We start from the raw sequence: 24,007 nt of genomic DNA on the forward strand, positions 1-24,007 counted from the left end.
AATTGAAATTTACCAAAAACTTGGTGCTATTCGTTCAAATTCCAATCATAATCCAAATGAGAAACTTTCGCACTTGATTTGATTTTGACTGTGCTGTATTTATTCAAGAAATCGATCAGGCTACCATTTTTAGTAAAGTCACCCTTGAACCATGAGAAAATCGATGAAATCTGAATAGCATCTGGGGTGATTTTATTTCTCGAAGAATCGTTTATAAATCCTTTGGCTACTTTATCCAATTGTGCATCTATTGTCTTTGCTTCGAAAGCTTCATTAAGCAAAGGCGGGCAAGAAACGGAAGCACAATTGATAGCGAAATGAATTCTGGGCTCATTAAATTCCTTTCTCAAAATCGAATGTTCGATCTCGTCCAAACTGGATTCCTGGCCTCCAATCTCGAAAAACTTATAGTGCCATACATCTTTGATCAAAGGTATTTTCAATGCTGGACCAAGGTCTTTGATGCTTTCCACAGGATAATTATCTACGATCAACTTTACTGTGAAAGCATTATAGGCATTGATCCAATAGGCCAACTGCTCATCCTTTGACCATGTTTTCCGATCCGGAGCATTTTCACTTAAGCTTTTCAGATAGGTTTCAAGTTTGGCTTTTTCCTTAATGAATCCTTTGTAATTGACCGTTCCGTCTTCATTTACATTTGCCTGAAGTAACTCATTCCAAGTTTTATGGCTCGGCGGTGTAGTCGCAGCCATTCCTGGAACTGAGCTCTGACAGCTTAGTAGGATTATTGACAGGGAAAGGAAGAGATTTAATTTGAAATTTTTCATTGGGTTGTGTTTAGGATGATTTACGATCCTATGCAAATTAAAGATGTAATGAACTTGGAATTGGTCGTATACAAGACCAAAAAGGGGAATTAATAAACCTTTTCACCCTTATTCAGCCAGATGCCCCAGGATTTGGAATAGGTATGAACTTGATACGTGCGATACCCCTCATGAAAAATTGGTTTATCTTCATTTGCCCATTCGATCAATCCTCCATAGAGATTAAAAACTTGTTTGAAACCTGCTTCTTTGAGCTTTTTACCTATTTCCTGAGATCGTGCTCCTACTGTGCAATAGACTAAAACTGGCTTATTTTTATCCAAAGCAGCTACATTATTCATAGAAAAAGTATCGTAACCAACCCAGTTTGCACCTTTCAGATGACTAACAGCAAACTCTTCCTTTTCTCGAGTATCCAACACCTGGAACTTTGATAAGTCAGTAATCTGATCGGGTTTTAAAACTGGAAAATCAGAATCATAAAGTGTAAAAAGTAAGGCTTTGTAAGCTACTGATTGGGCAGTTGCAATGGGTGAAATAGCCCAGGAGCTTACAAATAAAATTAGTGCAAGAAGGAAAGGGGTTGATGTTGCTTTCATACTGCCTCAACTCCAAAAACCTGGTTGCTGTTCATTTCAGGCATAAAAATCAGAAAGCTTCACTAGTCCGCTTTTATCCAGAATAATGATTTTCTTTCCTTTCAGGTCAATCAGCTTATCCTTTTTGAACTCAGATAGAAGGCGAATTACTGATTCTGTAGCAGTTCCAATTAGACTTGCCAATTCCTCCCGACTCAGCACCAAATTAATCTGCTGAGGTTCTGAACCATCCAGTCCATATGAGCTGGCAAGCTGCAAGAGTAAATAAGCCAAACGCTCCCGGATACTCTTTTGCGAAGCATCTACCAGTTTTTCTTCCATCACTCCGATTTCTTGACTGAGTGCTTTTGTGAGTTTGGTGAAAAATGGTCCGCTGCTAATAATGGTTTTGAGGAAAGGCTCTTTAGGAATAAAACAGATTTTTGCGTCCTCGATCACCATGGCTGAGTTGCTGTAATTTTCTTCACCAAGTAAAGCCGAATATCCTAGAAGTCCGCCTTTGTTTGTGAGGTGAATAATCTGCTCTTTCCCGTTGGATGCAGTTTTATAAACTTTTACGACTCCAGAATTCACACAAAAAACGCCCAAAGGTTTTGCTCCTTCGTAATAAAGCACCTGCCCTTTACGATGTGAAATCATATTCTTGTTATCCGAAATATTGCAGGCCTGCTCTTCGGTAAGGTCGGAAAACATGGAGAATTTCCGGCTGGCACAAAGATCACAGGGATGAATGGAAGGATTCTTGGACATGATTAAATAAAATAATTCGGAAACTGCGAGGCTAATATTAAGTGGTAAATTTACAAAAATGCATTTAAACTGGAGGTTCAGGGAAACATTTCTCTTGAGTAAACTTCTCTGTAAATGAATTAAAACTCAGGCAAATATGCTGCAAACCATTACTAATGACTAGAAACGGCGTTTTTAATTCCTTATGATACATGCAGGCTTGCTCTATTGTTTTTTGGGTCAATTTCACCTTTGGAGCTTTACACTCAATTAGCAAATAAGGCTTGCCATCTTTATCCCAAACGACGAGATCGGTTCGCTTCACCAGACTATTATAGATCAATCCTTTTTCTAAGGCCAAGAGACCTTTAGGAAATTTCAACTGCGTGATCAGGAAATTGATCCAATGCTGACGGACCCATTCTTCCGGAGTCAAAACTAAATGCTTTTTGCGCAGCGCATCAAATACCCACATCCTCCCGTCTTTCTCTTGAAGTTGGGGCTCAAAGTGTGGCAAATTGAGTTCTGGCAATTGAATATGATCCAGATTGGAATCCATGGATCAAAGATGCGGAAAATAGCTCAGTTGGGAAAAGGGGGATTAACTAACTATTGAAAATCTAAATAAGGTGAGATTTTATCTATCCATTCTTGCTTAAAAATTCTAATTTTCAAAAAATCCTCCGAAGACTGATAATCACCATGCTGCTTGCGGTAAGCCACTAAAACCTTTGCTTCTGCATAACTGAAATAAGGATGCTTACTCAGCTCGTCTACCTCCACTTGATTTATTTTGATCGTTTTAAAAATTCCTGGTGAAAAATTAAAATACTCCCAGATCGCTTCGATAGTTTCCGGCTTCAATCCATAAACTTCGGTGAGCTGGCTCTTACTATGAAGACCACCTAAATTCTCTCTAAACTTCACAATTCTGCTGGCTGTACTTTGACCAATACCAGGTACAATTTGTAGGGTTACTGAATCCGCTTCAGCAAAAGGAATACGATTAAGGTTGTCGAGTTGCTTGGTGTTCGACTTGGTAATGATTGTATCTTGAGGGTTGAAGACTGGATTAGGCGAGCCCACGAGAACTACTCCAGAAGCTTGTAAACTATCCAAAGTGGCCAAATATTGAATATGAAAATCTTCCGCATTGGCATTTCTGATTTCTTTGAGAATACCTGTGCATAGTACCAAGAATAATAAAACTGGAATAAGCAGGACAAAACCTCTTGATTCTTTACTCGAAAAACCCAGGTAAATTTTGAGCCAATAAAAAAATCTAGCTTTCATAAGATGTGAAAAAAAATGATTGAACTACTCAACTAAACATAAGGTACTAGTTTTAGATTAAGTAATCAATAGCGTTACTAAATTTGAAAAAAGAGGGCCGCCTTATTTAGATAGATTCCAAATTAATAGATCCTTACACAAAATGGGCACTTCCCGTGCGTATGTCTGTTAAATTTGTATCCCAAGCTTAATTATGATGCAAGTCAATTTTAGAGCACTAAGTTTATCACACAAAAATGCCCCTGTTCAGATCAGAGAAATTATCTCTCTAGATGAAAAGGCTGTACACGGTATCTTACTGAAAATCAAAGACTTTTTTAACTTAACTGACACGCTTATACTTTCCACCTGTAATAGAACGGAGGTGTATTACAGCCATGATCAAGACATCAGTACCGAGATCATCAAGCTCATTGGACTTGAAAAAGGACTGGTTGATATCGTTAATTATTTAGAATATTTTGAAATTCTAAACGATGATCGCGCTGCGATCCGTCATTTATTCCGCGTTTCGATGGGACTTGAAGCCCAAGTAGTGGGAGATATTCAGATCTCAAATCAGATCAAGAGAGCCTATCAGGCATCTGCGGATTTGGATATCACTGGACCATTCCTTCATCGTTTGATGCATACGGTCTTTTTCACCAATAAGCGCATTGTACAGGAAACGGCATTCAGAGATGGGGCAGCCTCTTTGTCTTACGCAGCAATTGAATTGATCGAAAGCTTGACTTCGAACACGTTTGAACCAAGAATTCTTCTGATTGGTGTCGGTGAAATAGGTGAAGATGTAGCCAAGAACATGGTGCATATCCCTACAGCTAAAGTAAAAATCACAAACAGAACCCAGTCCAAAGCAGAAATTATTGCTGCAGAAATGGGCTTTGAAGTAGTTCCTTTTGAAAATTGCCTAGAAGCGATGGAAGAAGCAGACGTAATAGTAAGTTCTATTCAGCGTTCTGAGCCTTTTATTACAAAGGAGTTGGTAAACAAATTCGAGATCAACAGTTATAAATTATTAGTAGATCTATCTGTACCTCGAAGCATCGAAACTTCCGTAGAAGATGTTCCTGGAGTTGTACTATACAATGTGGACAACATCAGAAGTAAGGCTTCAGAGACACTAGAAAAAAGATTGGCGTCAGTTCCCCGTGTGGAAGAAATCATAGAAGAAAGCATCAAGGAGTTTTTCGACTGGAAAAAAGAAATGATCGCCTCTCCTACCATCAACAAGCTGAAGCAATCCTTGGAGCAAATCCGTCAGGAGGAAATGGCGAGATTCACGAAAAATGCCGATTCAAAGGAATATGCCGTGATTGATAAGATCACAAAAAGTATGATGCAGAAAATCCTGAAGGTTCCTGTGGTGCAACTTCGAGCTGCATGTCAGCGTGATCAAGCCGAAGAAATGATTCAAATAATTTCTGACTTATTTGACTTGGAAAAAGTAAAATCAGAATAGAGTCTTACCTACATTCACTCATTAATAAAAATGACCAAAGGATTGAATCAAACCTTTGGTCATTTTACCTTTAGCTCCATTCCGAATAACCAATACCTAAATGAATAAAAATTTTACGCTACTCGTAAGTTTACTTTCCACATTTTTAATTTCTGTGGCAGCTCATTCTCAATCATGGGAGGTATATAATACCAATATTCAACTTCAGTCACGTTTGATTTATGATGAAATAGAACTTCTAAGTGAGACAGTAAAAATTGGTAAAAAAGGGAACGAACTTTCTTTACTTTCAAATGACCTACGACCAGCAGTTTCTTTAATCGGAACAGAAATATATCAATATTTGGAGCCTTGGATTCTTGTCAAAGGACCAAAAGGAATCGGAGCATTTCATGAATATGGTCAGCTGGTTTTGCCATTAGAGTATGACAAAATCCATACTTATTTCACTATGCTGCTGGCTAGCAAAGGGAATGAATATTGGTTGTTTGAACGAGGAAAAAACAAAACCACATACCTCGGAGAATTGGATGAAGCCAAAATCACCAATACAGGATTGGTCATCATCCGAAAAGGGAATGAGTACTCTATGCCATTGTCCAAGAATCCTAACAAAACCTATGAACTCCTAGCTGATAATGAAGGAGAATTTGTACTGGCAAAGGATTCTGGTTCTTATGGCTTGATCAATAGAGAAGGAGACTACGTATTGGATCCAATCATTCAAACATTAGAACACACACATGGCAACTTCTTTTATGGATTTAATCAGGATCAGTATTTACTGATCGAAGGAAATGACATCAAGTCTAACATCCGATACAATTCATTCCACAAGATCACCTTCGAAAATGACATTTTATTGGAATACATTCACGGCAAACTTCGTCGTGTGATGGAGGACGATGGGATTTTATTGGATGATGTAGGGATTACTTCTGTCGACAAAATCGGTAAGGATTTGTATAATGTTCATTTCAGAGATGAAAAGCTAGGTCTGCTTGGAAAAAAAGGATGGCTGGTAAAGCCTATGCTTGATGTTGAAGAGATTCATTTTGGAACTGAAGGACTTTTTCCAGCAAAATCTAAAGGAGCTTATGGATTTGTGAATTCCACAGGAACTTGGGTCATAAAGCCTCAGTATGCAGAGACTACATTATTCTCGGAAAATATTGCAGCTTATAAGACAAGTTTAAACTGGGGACTGATCAATTCCTCTGGCGAGCTAATAGCTGATCCGACATGGGAAGAAATCAAGCCTTTTCAGAAAGGATTTGCCATCGCAAAAGCCAATAGTCAATATTACCTTTTGAACACTTTTGGCTCACCCTTAAATACTGTTGGATTTGATGATGTATCCCGAACTACAGATGGTTACTTTTTGGTAGAAAAATCCGGAAAGACTGGTCTCCTGGATGCTAATGGAGAGGAAATAATTCCAACAGAATTTGACGGATTAAGAAGAGAAAGAAAGAATTTTATCATTGTTCAAAAAGACGGACTCACTGGAGTGATAAATGATGTAGGTGAAGTCATAATTCCTGTTGCCTATGAAAAAATCAAAGTCGACTGGACAAATAATCAGATTTTCACAAAGGATCGATATGTTCCTACAGTGATCCAAGTTTTGGAAGATCCAATTAAGAGAAACAAAAAAGGGGCCTAAGCCCCTTTTTTTATTTTTTCTCGTTTTTGCCTTTTCCAGAATCTTTCGATTCATCAGAATTTGCAATTGATTCTCGCATAGAAGTATCCGATTGGATATTTTCCATTTTGTAATAATCCATCACGCCAAGTCTGCCTGAGCGAAATGCCTCTGCCAAGGCCTTCGGAACTTCAGCTTCAGCTTCAACTACTTTAGCTCTCATTTCCACATTCTTGGCTTTCATTTCTTGCTCCAGCGCTACAGCCATTGCTCGTCTCTCTTCAGCTCTTGCTTCCGCGACTTTTAGATCTGCAGAGGCTTGATCAATTTGAAGTTTCGCTCCGATGTTTGTTCCCACGTCGATATCGGCGATATCAATCGATAAGATTTCAAATGCAGTTCCAGCATCCAAACCTCTTTGAAGAACGAGTTTAGAGATTTTGTCTGGGTTTTCTAATACACTCTTATGAGTCGCGGCCGAACCAATAGAAGTAACGATCCCCTCACCTACTCTGGCAAGAATGGTCTCCTCACCCGCACCACCTACTAGCTGAGCAATGTTTGCTCGAACAGTAACTCTTGCTTTGGCAATTAACTGAATCCCGTCTGCAGCCACAGCAGCTACATTTGGTGTATTAATCACCTTTGGATTAACAGATATCTGAACAGCTTCAAATACGTCTCTACCCGCCAAATCAATCGCTGTGGCTTGTTTGAAAGTCAGGTTGATATTTGCTTTATCAGCAGAAATCAATGCTCTGATCACATTCGGGATATTACCTCCAGCCATGTAGTGTGTCTCTAGATCATTTGTTGTCAATTGAAGACCTGCTTTTGTTGCTGTGATTAGAGAATTCACAATAATGCTAGGTGGCACCTTTCTGATTCTCATACCTATTAACTCTCCTATTCCGACTCTTACATTGGAAAACTGTGCAGTGATCCAGAGATTGACTGGAACAAAATACAGAAAAATGAAAAGTAAGACGATTCCCGCCACAGCAGCGACAAGAATAAACATTGAACTTGATGGGTCTAGTGCCTCCATATTATTATTTGACTAAAATTATATTGTTTTCGATTTTGATAATTGTGACCTCGGTCTCCACTGGAATAAAACCATTTTCAGACTTGACTTCATACACCACATCTTCAAAACTAGCTTTTCCAATTGGCTTAAGGTCTGATGTGGTTTTACCTGGCATTCCTATTTGTAATCTATCTGTTCGGCCATCAAAAGCTCCGCCTGTTATCGCCGTCTTAAGTGAAAAGCGATTCCAAACTCCTGAGCTAAATCCGTAAACGATGGCAGCAAGGTTTAAAATAACTGCGACAGCAGTAATCCACCAGGCGATTACAGGTTCAAAACTCAAGAAAGCATAGGCAACTCCAGCCAAACTAACCGCAAGTCCAAAAATCCCGACCACGGTGGTTCCAGGCACAAAAAGCACCTCCGCTAATAAAAGAATAAGGCCAATTAATAAAAGGCTTGATAAAACTACGATTGTCATTGACTAGGTATAAAAGAATAGTTGTGTAAAATACAAGTTTCCTAGCTATCTCTTACGAATTAGCATAAAAAAAGCCCGGATAAAACCGGGCTTCTTGATTAGTAAGCTTTTGCAAAAAGAACCCGACCTTTGGAAGGTTTGCCTGAAAAAACACAGACTCCATCTTCTTCTTTCCTGTCCAAAGGAATACATCTTATTGTAGCCTTGGTGAGATCTTTTATTTTCTCTTCGGTCTCTGCTGTACCATCCCAATGAGCTGATAAAAATCCCGTTTTCTCTTCCAAAACAGATTTAAACTCATCCCACGAATTCACTTCCGTTGTCATTTCAGTTCTAAAGTCGAAAGCTTTGGAGTAAATACTGGTCTGAATCTCTTCCAACATATCAGCAATTTTCTCTGCAATTGGCTGACTAGCCAATTCAAATTGCTCCTTGGTCAAGGTATCTCTTCTTGCTATTTCAATAGTTCCGTTTTCCAAATCTCTAGGGCCAATTGCAATTCTAAGCGGAACCCCTTTTAGTTCATGCTCCGCAAATTTGAACCCTGGTTTATGAGTATCACGATTATCATATTTAACTGAAACGCCCACTTTGCGCAGCTCAGCCATTAGTTCATTTGCCTTCTCGCTAATTGCGTCAAACTCTTCGTCTTTTCTATAGATCGGGATAATCACAACCTGAATTGGCGCTAATTTAGGAGGCAATACCAAACCGTTATCATCGGAGTGAGCCATTATCAGCGCTCCCATCAGGCGCGTGCTTACTCCCCAAGAAGTGCCCCAAACGTATTCAAGACCTCCTTCTTTTGTAGCAAACTTCACATCAAATGCTTTGGCAAAATTCTGTCCCAAATAGTGAGAAGTTCCAGCCTGAAGTGCTTTCCCGTCTTGCATCATTGCTTCGATACAAAGCGTATCGTCTGCTCCTGCAAATCGCTCACTTTCAGTTTTCCGTCCTCTTACAACCGGCAGTGCCATAAAATCTTCGGCGAACTGAGCGTAAACGTTCATCATCTGAAGTGTCTCCGCCTCTGCCTCTTTTTTAGTAGCATGTGCGGTATGTCCTTCTTGCCAAAGGAATTCTGTAGTTCTTAGAAATAACCTAGTTCTCATTTCCCATCGTACTACATTCGCCCATTGATTGACTAATAAAGGAAGATCACGGTAAGACTGAATCCAGTTTTTATATGTGCTCCATATGACGGTCTCAGAAGTTGGGCGAACGATTAGTTCCTCTTCCAATTTTGCTTCAGGATCTACTATTACTCCGCTTCCATCCTCCGCATTTTTTAATCTATAATGAGTCACTACAGCACATTCCTTCGCAAAGCCTTCTACATGACTAGCTTCCTTACTCAAAAAAGATTTTGGAATAAAAAGCGGAAAGTATGCATTGGAGTGACCTGTTTCTTTGAACATTCGATCAAGCTCTGCCTGCATTTTCTCCCAAATGGAATAACCGTAAGGCTTGATAACCATACAGCCACGAACAGCTGAATTCTCGGCCAAATCGGCTTTTTTTACTAATTCATTATACCAAAGCGAATAATCCTCGCTTCTCTTAGGTAGTCCTTTACTCATTGTGGTTGGTTGAGATACAGATTATAGTTATTTTTGCTAACTTATGCGTGGCAAATATAAACCAAAAAGTATAACCCTTCACCTCTGAGTCCGTATAAGAAAGTAACAATTAAACTTCTACTATGAAGAATTCCGTAATACTAACAACATCTTTAATCTTAGGGTCACTTGCACTAGTTTCGTGTAGCACTAACAAATTAGCTACCACCGATAGCAGTGATAACTTGTATTTCATGGCATCTGATGCTAGAATAGCGACTGAATATGCTGTGCAAAATAATAACCCTGAGCAATTCCAAACTCTTTCTACCACTTCTACCGAAGCTATTCCGCAAGAAAGCTTTAGCTCTAGGAACGTGAATCCTGATTATATCGCCAGATATCAATCCGAGGAAGTTTCTACAGAAGACGATGTAGTTTATTTTGACGAAGAAAGTAGCAGCGAGGAAGGAAATGCTGATATTAATGCCTACGACAATTACCGAGTTAATAATTCTGGTTCTAATTTTAATTCCAATTCAGCCTTCAATATGGGCTTGAACATGGGAATGGGAATGGGTATGATGTACGGAATGAATCCTTGGGGTATGGGCGGTTTCTACAACCCATTCATGGGATTTGGTTTCCGACCTGGATTTAGCATGAATATTGGTTTTGGATTTGGATTTGGAAATCCTTTCATGAGACCAGGTTTTGGCTACGGAGGGTTTTACGATCCATGGAGCCCATGGGGAATGCCTATGTACGGAATGGGCGGATTTGGTTACCCAATGTACGGTTTCCCAATGTACCCAAGAAATCCTATTTATGTTCTCCCTGGCGGAGAATATGGAGATCGTAGAGTTGTAAGAGGAGCTAGAGGCACTCGAGGTTCATCTCTTGCCGCATCATCTAGAAACGCTGGAGTTTCCAATGTTGCACTTCAGCCAAGCACTGCCAGAGCTCAAGCTAGAAGAGATGTATTGAATAATGGTTCGACAGCTAGACGTTCAATCTCAAATTCAGATAATTCTAGAGTTAGTTCCAGAGACTTCAGTTCTTCTCAAAATGATTATTACAATTCAAGTGCACGTGAAAAAAGTAGCACTAGAAATGTAAGTTCTGCTGCAATGAATAGACCAGTTTCTAGAACTAGAAGCGCGATGCCATCAGCTAGACCAAGTGTTGGAAATATAAATTCTCGCTCAATCAATCCTAGTAGATCTGGATCAGTTAGATCTTCATATCCTAATTCATATACTAGGTCTTCCAGCCCTTCATATAACAGAAGTAATGTTCCATCTAGAACTTCTTCACCTTCTTATAATAGAAGCAACACAAGGACTGTCACACCAAGTAGGATGACAACTCCAACAAGGAGCAGCATGCCAACTATGAGTTCACCAAGTAGAAGTTCTGGTTCTTCTACTGGTGGAGCTACACGAAGTACAGGAGGCGGAAGTTCAAGCCGAGGTGGTAGAGGAAATTAAACTTCCAAAATATATAATAAGGTTAAGGCAGTGATCACACTGCCTTATTTTTTTCCCGCCGTTTATCGCCTTACACGGAAATTTTTATGTTCTTGAGTAATTTTGGAGAAAGAAAAAGAATATATAGTAACATTTTCATCTACTTATTACGTTTATCTCTTACACCCAAATCAAATCTAAATGAGAATATCCATTCTGGTTTTATCCTTTTACCTAATTACATCCTCTTTGACATTAGCTCAAAGTGGATATTACGAAGATGCTTACAGATTTAGTCATGTTAAACCTACTGGAACAGCAAGAATAATGGGAGTTGGCGGAACTCAATGGTCACTTGGCGGTGACGTTTCCAATATTGCAGGTAATCCTGCAGGCCTTGGCTTTTTCAGATCTTCTGAAGGTAGTCTCTCCTTAGGCTATGTCGACTGGGGAGTAGAAACAACTTACTTAGGTCAAAATAGGAATTATAACACGACAAACTTTGCCTTGCCGAATTTGAGTTTTGTTATAGCAAAACCTAAAAGCGAATTTGACAGAGGCGCATTCAAGGGAGGGTCATTTGGAATAAGCATTCAAAGAATAGCTAATTTTAATACCGAGTACGGCTTTTTTTCTGACCAGCCAGGCGAAACATCTATTATTGACTTCTATCTTCAGGATGCTAATGGATTTCCTGAAAATCAAGTTGCTAATTTTGGGTTGACAGGAATGGCGTATAACACCTATCAAATAAATCCACGCTTGGACAATAATGGAAATGCGATCGTGGGAGAATATGAGCCAGTTAATGGTTTTATCGCTCCGTTTCAAGATGAAAACATCACTCAAGAAGGGAGTTCTAGTCAAATCACCTTTGCTTATGGAGCTAATTTCAACTATAAATTATTCATTGGCGGATCTGTAGGGATTAGAACATTAAATTTTAATTCCAGAAAGATCTACAACGAGGAATTTCCAGAAGGTCCTCTGTTTAACACCAATCTTCAAGAAAATCTTTTCATCAATGGCGGAGGCGTCAATATTAATTTAGGAGTCATTTATAAGCCAATCGACTATCTGAACTTAGGCTTTACGCTACAATCACCAACCTGGTACGCTCTCAACGATGAGTACAGTGCGAGTATGTTAGCGAATTATGATAATTATACTTACGAGCCTGAGAATATTGTTCTTGGACGTGAAGAAGAGCTTACAGACTTATTTATCAGTTCATACAACCTTAGCACTCCATTTAAAATCGGAGGTGGGGCTACAGTTTTCTTAGGGAAAAATGGATTTATCTCGGCCGATGTTGACTGGGTAGATTATAGTGCAGCCAGGCTAAATTCAAGAGATTTTGACGAGGGCCCAGATAATTTAGAAATTCAAAACATCTATACCAGCACAATCAATTTCAGATTCGGAGCAGAGTACAAAGCAAGTAATTTCAGGTTTAGAGGAGGTTATGGTTATTACGGTGATCCTATTCTAGGGTCAGATTATGATAGAAGTACCCAGCAGATTAGTGGAGGAATAGGAATGAAAATTAATAAATTGAACATTGATTTTGCTCTAGTAAATCAAAAGTTCAACACTCTTTATTCTAGCTATCAAGTCTTGGACGCTCAGGGGCGTAATATAGGCCCAACAACTGAAATCAAAAACAATCTCATAAATGGGGTACTTACACTTGGACTTAGCTTTTAAGCAAGCGAATCAATTCTGAAACCAAAAGCTCAGCGGAGAAATCTTCACCGCTGAGCTTTATTTTTGATTGACGATAGAAATAATCTCTCTCCAAAAGCAAACTTTTTAACTTCAACGTGATTTCACCTTGATCCAGACCAGAGAACATAGGTCTATTCTGAGCTTTGGCCAACCCTAGCCGCATAGATATTTCCTCTAGGGGTACATCAAGGTATACAGATACTGATTTCTCATTTATCAGATCCATGTTATCATTAAAACAAGGACAACCTCCACCGGAAGCTAAAACATAAGACTCATCTCTATTTAAAAAATTTCGTAAAACTTCAGTTTCCTGTTTCCTAAACTCGCCTTCTCCATACTTAGAGAAGATATCAGAAATACTCATGTGAGACTTTGCTTCTATCAAGGTATCCAAATCATAATAAGGGAATTGCAACACAGCAGCAAGTTGCTTTCCAAACGTACTTTTACCAGATCCTGGAAGTCCAACTAAAACTATTTTCAGGTCATTCCCCATTCTTACTTCATGAATAGATCTAACACATCACTGGCATTTGGAGTATTATTATGATGATATTTTGCCAACACTTCACCATCTTTTAATACCATAATACCTGGATTGGATCTAATCATCGTTTTTACCACAGTAGCATCAGCCTGCAATGAGAGCACATTCCACCCTCTTGATGAAGTAAGGTGCCTAATCTCTTCCTGAGATGCTGCTGCTACAAAAACTGGTTGCACGGGTGATCCTGAAAGTGACTGAACCAATTGATCAATTTCACCCAGATTAGCTTCGCTCATCTTTGCCATACTGCTTACAAGGATTAAAACTTTATTCCCAGTAAAGACTTCTTCAGAAAAATCTCCATCATCATTCCAAACCGCAAAGTCAGAAATCTTAGGAAGTGCATCTGGATTCTTCAAATTCATTTCAACAAATTCCAGGCTTTCATCCGAAGGATATTGGTCGAAAGTAAGTATCTCACCATCTTTTTTCATCACATATGAATATTCTAGCGTAGCTGAAGGCTGCATATTTTGAGGGATATTAACTCCCACTTTATAAGCTCTAAAGTCGATAAAAGGCAGATTTCTAACAGCTATTATTGCAAGTACAAAAGACAAAATCAAGGCAGACATGGTCACTACTTTTGCCCACCGAGGAGAGCTTTTTGGAAGGTCCGCCTGAAACAAAAATAGAATCGCTATCAGTACTAAAAGAATCAAATCTTTGTAAAAAGATTCCCATGGGGTCAATTTAATAGCATCTCCAAAACACCCACAATCTGTCACTTTATTAAAATACGCAGAATAAAATGTAAGAAAAGTGAAAAACAGAATCATTAATCCAAGTGCCCAAACAGTAAACTTACTTCGCACACCGAGTATCAACATGATGCCTAACACTACCTCCACTACAACTAGGAAAATCCCTAACTCCAAGGCAAAAGGCTTGAGGTAATAGAAAAACCCAGCAATGTCATTTGAGAACACATCAAAATACTCTTCCAGCTTAATGGACGTTCCCACAGGATCATTGACTTTAATCAGTCCTGAAAAAATAAAAAGGCCTCCAACAATAAACCGAATGACCCACAAAAACCCTTGCTTAACCATGATAATTTAATTTAATCAAACAAAATACTGAATAATTGATCATATCCTGATAGTTAGCTTCTATACCTTCAGAAACCAAGGTTTGCCCTTGATTATCTTCTATCTGTTTGGTACGAAGTAATTTCATTAAAATAATATCCGTAATCGAACTAATCCTCATATCGCGCCAAGCCTCACCGTAATCGTGATTCTTATTTTCCAAAAGACCCCGAGTTTCACTCACCCAATGGTCATAGGCAGGTTCTAATTCCTCGAAAGGAATTTCCATCCGCTCATCTTTTAAATAACTAATTTGTAGCAGGGCAATCAGGCAATAGTTAATAATCCCAACGAAATCATCTTCTATCGGATCATTTACCTTTTGATTTCCTTTTTCCTGAATCGAGCGAATTCTTTGAGCTTTAATGAAAATTTGATCTGTAATCGATGGTAAGCGAAAAATTCTCCAAGCCGTACCATAATCTATAGTCTTCTTACGAAATAGTTCTTTACAACGGCTGATAACTTCCTTATATTCGTTACTCGTTTGCGTCTCCAAAGTCTCTTAATTTAATGTTTCCTCTTCCGGGCAAGTCTTCTAAAATCGAAGATAAATCATTTCCCCAAAAAAACACCCTTCAAATAGATGGCCGGCTAATCTGTTGGGACCGACCTCAGCTAATGGGTATTGTCAATTTGACTCCAGATTCCTTTTTCGAAGGCAGCCGAGCAGAAAAATCTCTGGAAAAAGTAGCTGAATTAGTCAGATCACATATCACTTATGGCGCTAGTATTCTGGACCTTGGAGGCTACAGTTCGAGACCAGGTGCTGCGGAAGTAAGTATTCAGGAAGAACTTGATAGAGTGATTCCGGCTGTAAAATGGATTTCATCCAATTATCCTGATATTTTAATTTCAGTTGATACTTTTCGTGCAAAAGTGGCGAAGGAGGCCATTAAGTCAGGAGCTCATATCGTAAATGATATATCAGCTGGAGACTTAGATGAGGAAATGATTCCAACAGTAGCCAGTCTTCAAGTCCCATACATCGCAATGCATATGAGGGGAAATCCTCAAAACATGCAGAAAAAAACAAGTTATTCAGATATTTTAGGGGAAATATTGTATTATTTCGCTGAAAAACTGGAACAATTCAAAAAGTTTGGCATCAAAGATGTAATAATTGATCCTGGGTTTGGATTCGCGAAGACTTTAGAGCAAAATTATTTCTTACTGAGAAACCTACATCAATTTCAAGCGCTTTCATTGCCAGTATTGGTTGGTATTTCGAGAAAATCGATGATATCAAAAGCTATAAATGTAGAAGCTAATGAAGCACTGAATGGTACCACAGCTCTAAATATGTTTGCATTATGTCATGGCGCAAACTTACTACGAGTACATGACGTTAAAGAAGCTAACGAAACTTTAAAATTATATAACACTTTATACCCTTGATCTTACTTTTCAAAATAGGATTTTTAGATATCTCCATCGTCAATATCATTGATATTGCCTTGGTTGCCGCACTATTATATCAAGTGTATAAACTTCTTAAAGGCAGTGTTGCGATCAAGATTTTCCTAGGTTTCCTATCTATCTATTTGATTTATCTACTGGTTAGAGCGCTTAGAATGGAATTGCTATCTGCCATCCTAGGCCAGTTCATGGGAGTAGGTGTGATTGCTGCTATTATTATTTTCGCGCCGGAAATCAGAAAATTCTTACTCTTAATTGGGAGATCCTCTCTCCTATCAGATGACAATGTCTGGAAAGACATGCTATTTTTCTGGAGAAAGAAAGACAATTCACTATTCAATATCAGCCCGATCATAGATGCTTCTAAAACTCTTGCGGGTAGCAATACAGGCGCATTGATGGTAATTTCTAAAAGTACTGAATTGAAGTTTTACGCTGAGAGTGGTGACATCCTGGACGCTGAATTATCCAAAAGATTACTTATTTCAATTTTTAATAAATACAGCCCACTTCATGATGGAGCTGTAATCATACACAACGGTAAAATCAAAGCCGCTCGCTGCATATTACCCGTAACGGAGCGTGAAGTACCAGCTCAGTTTGGTCTTCGTCACCGGGCGGCTATAGGGATGTCAGAGACAACAGATGCGATAGTATTAATTGTCTCAGAAGAAACAGGGCAACTTTCGATGTCAAAAAACGGAAAGATCCTTCACAATATGTCATTTCAGGAAATCAGAGAGACGATCAATGATTATCTAAATAATCTGGATGTTGACTCTCGTTTTGAAGACATCGAAGAGTATGAGTTGAAAAAGCGTAGAAAACTGGCAATGACCAGCAAGTCAGCATCATAAAATAGGCAAGTTCTCACTTGCCATTTTTTTTACCTCAAGAAATTGATTTTTGGAAAGTATTTATTATTCAATCCTTTGTTGATTCTGTAGGTATTCCAAATAATTTGAGAGGATACGAATATGTAAATTGTCAAAATTATTCCCATCCTAGTCCAAGCGAAAGCCATAACATTACTTGGACTAATGTCTCCATTTCCTGCAATCGATAAGTAATTGTAAGACCAGCTGTAGAGATTGACTCCTAAATAATAAATAGCTGCCCATGTAATCTGGAAATTGACTAAACATCGTCCTAATTCACTCACTCCAACTATTTTATCCTTTCTACTTATCCAAATAACTAGAGGAACCACAACTCCTAAAAACGGAATCAACAAAAAAGCTAAACCTGATAAATTCATTCCAAGAAGGTAACCTTTGTCCTCCGTCTGTGTCCAGTCAAGCACTTCATCTGGGCTCTTTCCAAAAATTTGAAAAATACGCTTGACAGTATCCATCCGTGGTGTGGCTTCTGCATTCTCCATTCTCTGTACAGTCCTCAAACTGACTCCTGCGGATTCAGCCAATTGATCCTGTGAAAACCCATTTTTTAACCGAAGTGTCTTCAGCTTTACCCCAAGTGCTTTGCTATCCATTTTCTTATTCATTTCGTGGAATTCAAAAATAGTTTTCCTTTGTTAAAATAATTGCGTCTACAATACGTCATTCTTACGTCATTGATGTCATTTAGCCTTTTTCCGCCCAAAATGCCATTTATAAAATCATTATACCTCAGAGAAATTTATTCTGGGATTTAGTAATAAAAATAGACAAGTTACAAAATCACCTCTAGGAAAGAATTTCACCCAATCTACCCTAGCACTCAGATTGACTGGCCATTATGGTTTAATCTTTGCTCCGTACTGCGCTTAGCCTTCAACAAAATTTGAAAAAAGCACATCATTACTCATGAAAAAACTCTCTTTTATACACCTTGCCTCCTTTTTCATACTATTTTCGGCAGGTGCACTGGCTACTCAAGCGTACATGCCAGAACTAAAGAAGCAATTGAAAAACACATACTCTACTTTAACCCATACACCAAAAACACGGGATTTAAATAAGGAAATTCTTGAGCCAATAACAGTGGAATTACCTCTTCCAAGAGTCATACCTCCAATTCCAGAAGAGCTGATAACCAAAGAATATGACAAACATCTCTTCGCTGGTGAAAACAATGGCTTTGGTGCAATTGAAAATGAAAGCCACTTAAATAAACTCATCGAGGAGGAAGAACTAGTCCTTATAAATGAAGGACAAGGTTATGAGGTGATGAAACTAACCCATAGCCATCCATACATTACTCCTTACTCAAAAGTAGTACTGGAAGAGCTGGGATTAGCTTTCCAAATATTAACTGATTCGAAGAGTTCAATGACTTTAACCTCAGTAACGAGGACACCTGAACAGCAGAAAAGCTTAAGAAGGAGAAATTCAAATGCAACTTCCGGAGAGAGCTCTCACTCCTATGGGGTCTCTTTTGACATTTCTTACATTCGATTTAACGGAAAGAAAAATTGGAATAGAAGTAAGCAGAAAAAGCTTGAAAAGATCCTGACTGAGTTTCAAGATGCAGGTAAAATTCTATTTATTAAGGAGAGAAAGCAGAGTTGCTATCACGTGACGGTGAGGTGATTTAAATCACCAATAGTCAAAAATCAAAGTCCGTTTTCAAAATGGAATAAGCAGTTATCTACTACATGTATATACGGAATGATGGCAGTACCCAAATTCCCTTTGCTTTTTCAGACCGATGACAGGTGTCGGATGTCCGATGTTGGGCAATCTCAGATTTGAACTGTATTTTCTGAAAGCCAGTTGTCGTTACCGGCAAAGTAGCTTACATCCATAATCTACTATTACCAAGTCATAAAAAAAGCCGGGATTCTAAATTAGAAACCCGGCTTTTCTGTACCGGACACCTAGCATCGGACATCCAGCAAATAATGTATAATATTCTTGCGGAAAACCCTGTTAATCAATCACTCCCAACTCTTTCCCAACTTCCGTGAAAGCTGCAATTGCTTGATCTAAATGAGCCTTGTCATGACCAGCTGAAATCTGAACTCGGATTCTTGCCTGACCTTTTGGAACGACTGGGTAATAGAACCCGATCACATAAATTCCTTTTTCAAGAACTTTCTCGGCCATTTTCTGAGATAATACCGCATCATACAACATAATCGGTACGATCGCGTGCTCTCCTGGCTTGATGTCAAATCCTGCAGCGGTCATTTTCTCGCGAAAGTATTTGGTGTTTTCTTCCAATTTATCTCTCAGTTCTGTCGTCTCGGAAAGCAAATCAAACACAGCGATGGATGCCCCTGTGATCGAAGGAGCCAAAGTATTTGAGAATAAATAGGGTCTAGATCGCTGACGAAGCAATTCTACAATCTCTTTTCTTCCAGATGTAAATCCTCCTGATGCTCCACCCAATGCTTTTCCTAATGTCCCAGTGATGATATCGATTTTGCCCATCACACCACAATGTTCGTGAACGCCACGGCCAGTTTTACCCATGAATCCAGTGGAATGACACTCATCCGTCATCACTAATGCTTCATATTTCTCAGCCAATTCTACGATTTTATCCAATTGCGCAATCGTACCATCCATCGAAAAGACTCCATCAGTCACAATTATCTTTTGCTTAGCTCCTTTTGCTACCGCATCTTTTAGCTGAGTTTCCAGATCCTCCATATTATTATGCTCATATCTGAAACGCATCGCTTTACATAAACGAACCCCATCGATGATCGAAGCATGGTTCAAGGCATCAGAAATAATCGCATCTTCAGGACCTAAAATAGGCTCAAATACTCCCCCATTCGCATCAAAAGCTGCTGCATAAAGAATTGTATCCTCGGTCCCTAAAAACTCTGAAATCTTCCTCTCCAGCTCCTTATGAATATCTTGTGTACCGCAAATAAAGCGGACCGAAGACAGACCAAAACCATGTGAATCAATTGCGGCTTTTGCTGCCTCAATTACTTTTGGATGCGAGGAAAGTCCCAAATAATTGTTTGCACAAAAATTCAATACTTTCTGCCCACCGGCGATAGTGATTTCTGCTGATTGCGGAGATGTAATTACGCGCTCCTTTTTAAAGAGACCTGCCTCTTCTATTCCTTTTAATTCCTCTTGTAATTTGGGTCTGAACTGATCGAACATGATAGCTAGTTGATTTTATATATTTCAAAAACGTCTGATTCCTTTGATCAAAAAACCTACTCAGGAAGCAGTTTTTTCTTACTTTTGCAGTCGCTAACCCAAATATAAACAAAAACCTAGAGCTCGTCTTCAGGTAGTTTTTGAAAGAGATACCAATGGAAAAAATCCTAGTAATAGGCGCTGCAGGGCAATTGGGTTCGGAACTCACTAGGTCTCTGGCAGATCAGTTTGGATCTGAGCAAGTAATCGCTACTGACCTCAACGAATCAGCAAAATCGAAATTTGACTTTTGTCGCTTTGAAGTCTTAGATGTGATGGACAAAGACAGGCTGAGAAATTTAGTTAAGAACGAAAGCGTTACTCAGATTTATCATTTAGCCGCAGTGCTATCCGCTGTAGGTGAAAAGAAGCCACTTTTCGCTTGGGAACTGAACATGGACAGTTTACTCCATGTCTTGGAACTCGCTAGAGAATTCAACCTCAACAAAGTTTATTGGCCATCTTCGATTGCGGTCTTTGGACCAAATACTCCTAAAATTAACACACCTCAATACTGCGTCAAAGAGCCAAATACCATCTATGGTATTTCTAAACAAGCGGGCGAAAGATGGTGTGAATACTATTTCCAAAAATATAATGTGGACGTACGAAGCCTTCGCTACCCAGGTTTGATTGGCTACAAATCTCTTCCTGGCGGTGGCACGACTGACTATGCAGTGGATATTTACCACAAGGCTTTGGCCGGGGAAAAATTTGATTGCTTCCTTCGAGAAGACAGTTCACTTCCGATGATGTATATGCCGGATGCGATCAAAGCGACTTTGGATCTGATGAACGCACCCCGTGAATCGGTGAAAATCCGATCCAGCTATAACTTGGCCGCGATGAATTTCACACCAAAGGAGAGTTACGAAAGCATTCTAAAACACATTCCTGACTTCAAAATCGAATACAATCCAGATTTCCGTCAGGCAATCGCCGATAGCTGGCCGGACAGCATAGACGACAGCAGGGCTAGAGAAGACTGGGGCTGGAACCATGACTACGATTTAGCTGCTATGACCAAGGATATCTTGGAGAATCTTCCAAACTTCAAATTTTAACCTCACTACCTCGCTCAAAAAAAGCGGGGTATTTTTTTTGATTTCGAAACCACGTAATAGCTAATAGGCTGATCATTTTACTTTCCTTCCTATTCTTTAAATCACAGGATAAATTCAAATTCTGACAAAATTTATATTCCTGAAAATTTCAAAATATTAACCTATCCTATTCCAAAACCAGCCTAATGATATAACTGGTTTTCGAAGTAAGACAGAATTCCTTATTTTTCAGAATCATACAATTGCCCATGAATAATCTTAAAATAGCAGGCTTTCTTTCTATTGCCGTAATCATTGCCATAGTTGGGTTCATGATTTTTGGTCAAGAGAAAGAGGTTGACTTCAGTACGCAGATAAAGCCAATTCTGAACAAAAACTGTATTTCCTGTCATGGAGGAGTGAAAAAGAGCGGCGGTTTCTCCGTGCTTTTCGAAGAAGAAGCTTTTGCAAATACAGAATCCGGACATCCAGCTATAATCCCAGGGGATCCAAATGGTAGCGAATTGATCAAACGCCTTACTGCCACAGACCCTGAAGTGCGTATGCCTTATGAGCCCTCGCCTCTTTCTAAGGAAGAAATCGATCTTTTAAAAACCTGGATTAAGCAGGGAGCAAAATGGGGAGAACACTGGGCCTATGAACCGGTTCAGGCTCCAGATATAATTGAAACCAAAACAACAGCTGGTTTTTCTCCAGAAGAAACCCCTTCTTCTACAAATACCATAGATTTTTATGTGGGCAAAAAACTAGAAGAACAGGAACTGTCCTTTTCTAAAGAGGAAGCGCCTTTAAAATTATTACGTCGCGCTGCACTTGACATCACAGGTTTACCTCCTACTTCAGAATTAGTTGAGCAGTTTTCGTCTAAGAAAATAAGCTATGAAGAAGCCGTGGATCAGATGCTATCCTCTTCCACATTTGGAGAAAAGTGGGCAACCTGGTGGCTTGATCTCGCGAGATACGCTGATACGAAAGGCTACGAACGGGATGTTTCCCGAACGATGTGGCCATACCGGGATTGGGTAATCCGGGCATTCAATGACGATAAGCCTTTTGATGAGTTTACCATTGAGCAATTAGCAGGCGATCTACTTCCAAATCCCACAGAAGATCAATTGGCTGCCACGGCTTTTCACAGAAATACCATGAATAATGACGAGGGCGGAACGAACGACGAGGAATTTAGAGTCGCAGCTGTTCTTGACCGGGTAGGTACAACCTACGAAGTTTGGCAAAGCACAACGATGGCATGCGTGCAATGCCACAGTCATCCTTACGATCCGATTCGACATGAGGAATTTTATCAGTCCTTAGCATTTTTCAATAACTCAAGAGACGAAGACACGCACGATGAAGAGCCAAGACTTAGGTTTTATTCACCAGAACAGAAATCAGAAATTGAATCTGTTTTAGCATGGGTCAAAGAAAATGAAAATGAAAAAGCTGCAACTTCACGTAAAAACTTTCTGACTTATCTCGAACCAAAGTATCCTTCTCACAATGCTGTTGACTTCAATAATGCAGAGCTGATAGATACTAAATGGCTGGGAATTCAGGCAAATGGATCAGCATATCTGAGAAAAGTAGATACCCGAGGCTCCGACCAAATGCTAATGCAATACGGTTCCGGCTTGGACGGTAGCAAAATGACCATCCGAAATGGAAGTCCTGAGGGGGAAATATTAGCAGAGTTTCCAATCAATAAAACCGGTGGTGATATTGTTCGCGAGATCTCTTTTAAGCCTATTGAAGGATTTGTTGATTTATACCTTGAGGTTAGAAATCCAAGTGTAAAAACTCAGCAAAACGCCGCCAAATTCGTTTGGTTTGCTTTTGTTCCAACCTTACCTGGAGCAGATAAACCTGGCTTCAAGGATGTACAGACGTCTTGGGAAACAGCTTTGAACTTCAGAGGAACCATGCTTCCAATAATGATTGAAAACCCTGCCTATATGGCTCGCGAAACGCATGTATTTGAGCGGGGGAACTGGATGAGTCTTGGAGAAAAAGTTAATCCAGAAACGCCAAAGACATTTAACACATGGAGGCCTGAATGGCCAAAAAATAGACTTGGTTTCGCCTATTGGTTGACAGATAAAGAGAACCCGCTCACTTCAAGAACATTTGTGAACCGAGTTTGGGACCAGCTATTTGGTCGCGGAATTGTGAGTTCACTGGAAGATATGGGAACACAATCTGACCCTCCTTCTCATCCAGAATTGCTCGATTACTTGGCGTGGAAAACCATGAATGAGTACAACTGGAGCATGAAAAGTTTAATCAGAGAGATAGTTACCTCAGCCACCTACAAGCAATCCTCCGCCGTATCAGCCGAGCTTTTCAAAAAAGATCCTCAAAACAAATGGTACGCACGTGGGCCGAGATTCAGACTAAGTGCAGAGCAAGTTCGTGATCAGGCTTTGGCAGTTTCAGGTTTGTTGAGTAATAAAATGTATGGGCCTGGTGTCAAGCCTCATCAGCCGGAAGGAATTTGGCAGACTGTCTATAATGGAGAATCCTGGAAAGAAAGTGAAGGCGAAGATGCGCATAGACGTGGAGTTTACACTTTCTTGAAGCGAACCAGTCCTTACCCTTCTTTCATATCTTTTGATGCAGCTAGTCGGGAAGTTTGCCTGAGCAGACGAATTGTGACCAATACACCACTTCAAGCTTTGGTGACACTGAATGACCCGGTTTATTTGGAAGCTGCTTACTTTTTGGCAGAAGATATGATCGTCAAAGGCGCTTCTAATCCTGAAAAAGGAATTTCATATGGGTATGAAAAATTGGTTTTGACGCCAATCTCTGAAGTCAAACTCAACACATTTTCTGCCCTATACCAAGAAGCTTTGTCAGAATATAAAACTAAGCCAGATTCCCTTCACTCATTTTTCCATATAAAAGATAAGTCAACCAATCCAGAGCAAGCAGCGATGTCGGTGGTGGCAAATGCCCTACTGAATATGGATGAATTCTTAACCAAGCCTTGAT

General features: G+C 39.5%; 22 protein-coding genes. 9 read left to right on the forward strand and 13 right to left on the reverse strand.

Annotated elements, in window-relative coordinates; genetic code table 11:
* Positions 1-26: 26 nt before the first annotated feature.
* The 5 genes from LV83_RS12980 to LV83_RS13000 all read right to left on the reverse strand — a co-directional run bounded on the left by LV83_RS12980 (position 27) and on the right by LV83_RS13000 (position 3,412).
* Positions 27-791 (reverse strand): DUF547 domain-containing protein, encoded by a 765-nt coding sequence (locus tag LV83_RS12980; protein ID WP_111611972.1) that lies wholly within the window; start codon positions 789-791, stop codon positions 27-29.
* A gap of 89 nt (positions 792-880) precedes the next feature.
* Positions 881-1,390 carry a rhodanese-like domain-containing protein gene (locus LV83_RS12985; RefSeq protein WP_111611973.1) on the reverse strand — a complete coding sequence of 170 codons (510 nt, stop codon included), beginning with the start codon at positions 1,388-1,390 and terminating at the stop codon, positions 881-883.
* Between the two features lie 36 nt (positions 1,391-1,426).
* Positions 1,427-2,140, reverse strand: a complete 714-nt coding sequence (locus tag LV83_RS12990) for a Crp/Fnr family transcriptional regulator (protein WP_245947054.1) — start codon at positions 2,138-2,140, stop codon at positions 1,427-1,429.
* Positions 2,141-2,204: 64 nt separating this feature from the next.
* Positions 2,205-2,678, reverse strand: a complete 474-nt coding sequence (locus tag LV83_RS12995) for a type I restriction enzyme HsdR N-terminal domain-containing protein (RefSeq protein WP_111611975.1) — start codon at positions 2,676-2,678, stop codon at positions 2,205-2,207.
* 50 nt (positions 2,679-2,728) lie between these two features.
* A complete protein-coding gene (locus LV83_RS13000) occupies positions 2,729-3,412 on the reverse strand; it encodes a ComEA family DNA-binding protein (protein WP_111611976.1) in 684 nt (227 codons plus the stop codon).
* 196 nt (positions 3,413-3,608) lie between these two features.
* On the opposite strand from LV83_RS13000, the gene hemA reads away from it, so the two are divergent.
* Both hemA and LV83_RS13010 read left to right on the forward strand, forming a co-directional pair.
* Positions 3,609-4,874, forward strand: a complete 1,266-nt coding sequence (gene hemA / locus LV83_RS13005) for a glutamyl-tRNA reductase (protein ID WP_111611977.1) — start codon at positions 3,609-3,611, stop codon at positions 4,872-4,874.
* Positions 4,875-4,974: 100 nt separating this feature from the next.
* Positions 4,975-6,540 (forward strand): WG repeat-containing protein, encoded by a 1,566-nt coding sequence (locus tag LV83_RS13010; protein WP_111611978.1) that lies wholly within the window; start codon positions 4,975-4,977, stop codon positions 6,538-6,540.
* A 10-nt stretch (positions 6,541-6,550) separates the two neighbouring features.
* On the opposite strand, the gene floA is transcribed toward LV83_RS13010, so the two are convergent.
* From floA to proS, 3 genes are all read right to left on the reverse strand, one after another.
* Positions 6,551-7,567 carry a flotillin-like protein FloA gene (floA, locus tag LV83_RS13015; protein ID WP_111611979.1) on the reverse strand — a complete coding sequence of 339 codons (1,017 nt, stop codon included), beginning with the start codon at positions 7,565-7,567 and terminating at the stop codon, positions 6,551-6,553.
* A gap of 4 nt (positions 7,568-7,571) precedes the next feature.
* On the reverse strand, positions 7,572-8,030 hold the full coding sequence (locus LV83_RS13020) for an NfeD family protein (RefSeq protein ID WP_111611980.1): 459 nt from the start codon (positions 8,028-8,030) through the stop codon (positions 7,572-7,574).
* A 98-nt stretch (positions 8,031-8,128) separates the two neighbouring features.
* A complete protein-coding gene (proS, locus tag LV83_RS13025) occupies positions 8,129-9,610 on the reverse strand; it encodes a proline--tRNA ligase (RefSeq protein WP_111611981.1) in 1,482 nt (493 codons plus the stop codon).
* A gap of 122 nt (positions 9,611-9,732) precedes the next feature.
* Between proS and LV83_RS13030 the strand changes: the two genes are divergently transcribed.
* Complete coding sequence (locus LV83_RS13030; protein ID WP_170124571.1) at positions 9,733-11,079, forward strand: hypothetical protein; 1,347 nt, start codon at positions 9,733-9,735, stop codon at positions 11,077-11,079.
* Positions 11,080-11,259: 180 nt separating this feature from the next.
* Positions 11,260-12,765 carry an OmpP1/FadL family transporter gene (locus LV83_RS13035; protein ID WP_111611983.1) on the forward strand — a complete coding sequence of 502 codons (1,506 nt, stop codon included), beginning with the start codon at positions 11,260-11,262 and terminating at the stop codon, positions 12,763-12,765.
* On the opposite strand, the gene LV83_RS13040 is transcribed toward LV83_RS13035, so the two are convergent.
* Genes LV83_RS13040 through LV83_RS13050 form a run of 3 tightly spaced genes read right to left on the reverse strand, consistent with a single transcriptional unit; the run spans position 12,755 to position 14,926 of the window.
* Positions 12,755-13,285: a shikimate kinase gene (locus LV83_RS13040; protein ID WP_111611984.1), complete on the reverse strand. Its 531-nt coding sequence runs from the start codon at positions 13,283-13,285 to the stop codon at positions 12,755-12,757. The two genes, LV83_RS13035 and LV83_RS13040, sit on opposite strands and share 11 nt — an antisense overlap.
* A 2-nt stretch (positions 13,286-13,287) precedes the next feature.
* Complete coding sequence (locus LV83_RS13045) at positions 13,288-14,388, reverse strand: BT_3928 family protein (RefSeq protein ID WP_111611985.1); 1,101 nt, start codon at positions 14,386-14,388, stop codon at positions 13,288-13,290.
* Positions 14,381-14,926, reverse strand: coding sequence for a DUF1599 domain-containing protein (locus tag LV83_RS13050; protein WP_111611986.1), 546 nt, complete (start codon positions 14,924-14,926; stop codon positions 14,381-14,383). The genes LV83_RS13045 and LV83_RS13050 overlap by 8 nt, the downstream gene beginning before the upstream one ends.
* A gap of 14 nt (positions 14,927-14,940) precedes the next feature.
* Here LV83_RS13050 and folP point away from each other — a divergent pair, with 14 nt between their 5' ends.
* Complete coding sequence (gene folP, locus LV83_RS13055; RefSeq protein ID WP_111611987.1) at positions 14,941-15,825, forward strand: dihydropteroate synthase; 885 nt, start codon at positions 14,941-14,943, stop codon at positions 15,823-15,825.
* Positions 15,822-16,703: a diadenylate cyclase CdaA gene (gene cdaA / locus LV83_RS13060; RefSeq protein ID WP_111611988.1), complete on the forward strand. Its 882-nt coding sequence runs from the start codon at positions 15,822-15,824 to the stop codon at positions 16,701-16,703. Before folP ends, cdaA begins: the two co-directional genes overlap by 4 nt.
* 29 nt (positions 16,704-16,732) lie before the next feature.
* Here the strand turns inward: cdaA and LV83_RS13065 are convergent, their stop codons facing one another.
* Positions 16,733-17,350 (reverse strand): helix-turn-helix domain-containing protein, encoded by a 618-nt coding sequence (locus tag LV83_RS13065; protein ID WP_111611989.1) that lies wholly within the window; start codon positions 17,348-17,350, stop codon positions 16,733-16,735.
* A 301-nt stretch (positions 17,351-17,651) separates the two neighbouring features.
* Here LV83_RS13065 and LV83_RS13070 point away from each other — a divergent pair, with 301 nt between their 5' ends.
* Positions 17,652-18,377, forward strand: coding sequence for a DUF5715 family protein (locus tag LV83_RS13070; RefSeq protein WP_111611990.1), 726 nt, complete (start codon positions 17,652-17,654; stop codon positions 18,375-18,377).
* Between the two features lie 339 nt (positions 18,378-18,716).
* On the opposite strand, the gene kbl is transcribed toward LV83_RS13070, so the two are convergent.
* A complete protein-coding gene (gene kbl / locus LV83_RS13075) occupies positions 18,717-19,913 on the reverse strand; it encodes a glycine C-acetyltransferase (protein ID WP_111611991.1) in 1,197 nt (398 codons plus the stop codon).
* 155 nt (positions 19,914-20,068) lie between these two features.
* Here kbl and LV83_RS13080 point away from each other — a divergent pair, with 155 nt between their 5' ends.
* Positions 20,069-21,016: an NAD-dependent epimerase/dehydratase family protein gene (locus LV83_RS13080; protein ID WP_111611992.1), complete on the forward strand. Its 948-nt coding sequence runs from the start codon at positions 20,069-20,071 to the stop codon at positions 21,014-21,016.
* 248 nt (positions 21,017-21,264) lie between these two features.
* Positions 21,265-24,006 carry a DUF1553 domain-containing protein gene (locus tag LV83_RS13085; RefSeq protein ID WP_111611993.1) on the forward strand — a complete coding sequence of 914 codons (2,742 nt, stop codon included), beginning with the start codon at positions 21,265-21,267 and terminating at the stop codon, positions 24,004-24,006.
* The last annotated feature ends 1 nt before the right edge of the window (position 24,007 follow it).

Origin of the sequence: Algoriphagus yeomjeoni (assembly GCF_003259505.1) — a bacterium.
Classification (GTDB): Bacteria; Bacteroidota; Bacteroidia; order Cytophagales; family Cyclobacteriaceae; genus Algoriphagus; species Algoriphagus yeomjeoni.

What these genes read in the sequence shown, in the direction of transcription:
- LV83_RS12995 (WP_111611975.1), bottom strand. Translation starts at nt 2,678, where the DNA reads ATGGATTCCAATCTGGATCATATTCAATTGCCAGAACTCAATTTGCCA.
- LV83_RS13010 (WP_111611978.1), top strand. Translation starts at nt 4,975, where the DNA reads ATGAATAAAAATTTTACGCTACTCGTAAGTTTACTTTCCACATTTTTA.
- folP (WP_111611987.1), top strand. Translation starts at nt 14,941, where the DNA reads ATGTTTCCTCTTCCGGGCAAGTCTTCTAAAATCGAAGATAAATCATTT.
- LV83_RS12990 (WP_245947054.1), bottom strand. Translation starts at nt 2,140, where the DNA reads ATGTCCAAGAATCCTTCCATTCATCCCTGTGATCTTTGTGCCAGCCGG.
- LV83_RS13020 (WP_111611980.1), bottom strand. Translation starts at nt 8,030, where the DNA reads ATGACAATCGTAGTTTTATCAAGCCTTTTATTAATTGGCCTTATTCTT.
- LV83_RS13085 (WP_111611993.1), top strand. Translation starts at nt 21,265, where the DNA reads ATGAATAATCTTAAAATAGCAGGCTTTCTTTCTATTGCCGTAATCATT.
- LV83_RS13035 (WP_111611983.1), top strand. Translation starts at nt 11,260, where the DNA reads ATGAGAATATCCATTCTGGTTTTATCCTTTTACCTAATTACATCCTCT.
- LV83_RS13045 (WP_111611985.1), bottom strand. Translation starts at nt 14,388, where the DNA reads ATGGTTAAGCAAGGGTTTTTGTGGGTCATTCGGTTTATTGTTGGAGGC.
- kbl (WP_111611991.1), bottom strand. Translation starts at nt 19,913, where the DNA reads ATGTTCGATCAGTTCAGACCCAAATTACAAGAGGAATTAAAAGGAATA.
- LV83_RS13070 (WP_111611990.1), top strand. Translation starts at nt 17,652, where the DNA reads ATGAAAAAACTCTCTTTTATACACCTTGCCTCCTTTTTCATACTATTT.
- LV83_RS12980 (WP_111611972.1), bottom strand. Translation starts at nt 791, where the DNA reads ATGAAAAATTTCAAATTAAATCTCTTCCTTTCCCTGTCAATAATCCTA.
- LV83_RS12985 (WP_111611973.1), bottom strand. Translation starts at nt 1,390, where the DNA reads ATGAAAGCAACATCAACCCCTTTCCTTCTTGCACTAATTTTATTTGTA.
- hemA (WP_111611977.1), top strand. Translation starts at nt 3,609, where the DNA reads ATGCAAGTCAATTTTAGAGCACTAAGTTTATCACACAAAAATGCCCCT.
- LV83_RS13065 (WP_111611989.1), bottom strand. Translation starts at nt 17,350, where the DNA reads ATGAATAAGAAAATGGATAGCAAAGCACTTGGGGTAAAGCTGAAGACA.
- LV83_RS13080 (WP_111611992.1), top strand. Translation starts at nt 20,069, where the DNA reads ATGGAAAAAATCCTAGTAATAGGCGCTGCAGGGCAATTGGGTTCGGAA.
- proS (WP_111611981.1), bottom strand. Translation starts at nt 9,610, where the DNA reads ATGAGTAAAGGACTACCTAAGAGAAGCGAGGATTATTCGCTTTGGTAT.
- floA (WP_111611979.1), bottom strand. Translation starts at nt 7,567, where the DNA reads ATGGAGGCACTAGACCCATCAAGTTCAATGTTTATTCTTGTCGCTGCT.
- LV83_RS13000 (WP_111611976.1), bottom strand. Translation starts at nt 3,412, where the DNA reads ATGAAAGCTAGATTTTTTTATTGGCTCAAAATTTACCTGGGTTTTTCG.
- LV83_RS13030 (WP_170124571.1), top strand. Translation starts at nt 9,733, where the DNA reads ATGAAGAATTCCGTAATACTAACAACATCTTTAATCTTAGGGTCACTT.
- LV83_RS13040 (WP_111611984.1), bottom strand. Translation starts at nt 13,285, where the DNA reads ATGGGGAATGACCTGAAAATAGTTTTAGTTGGACTTCCAGGATCTGGT.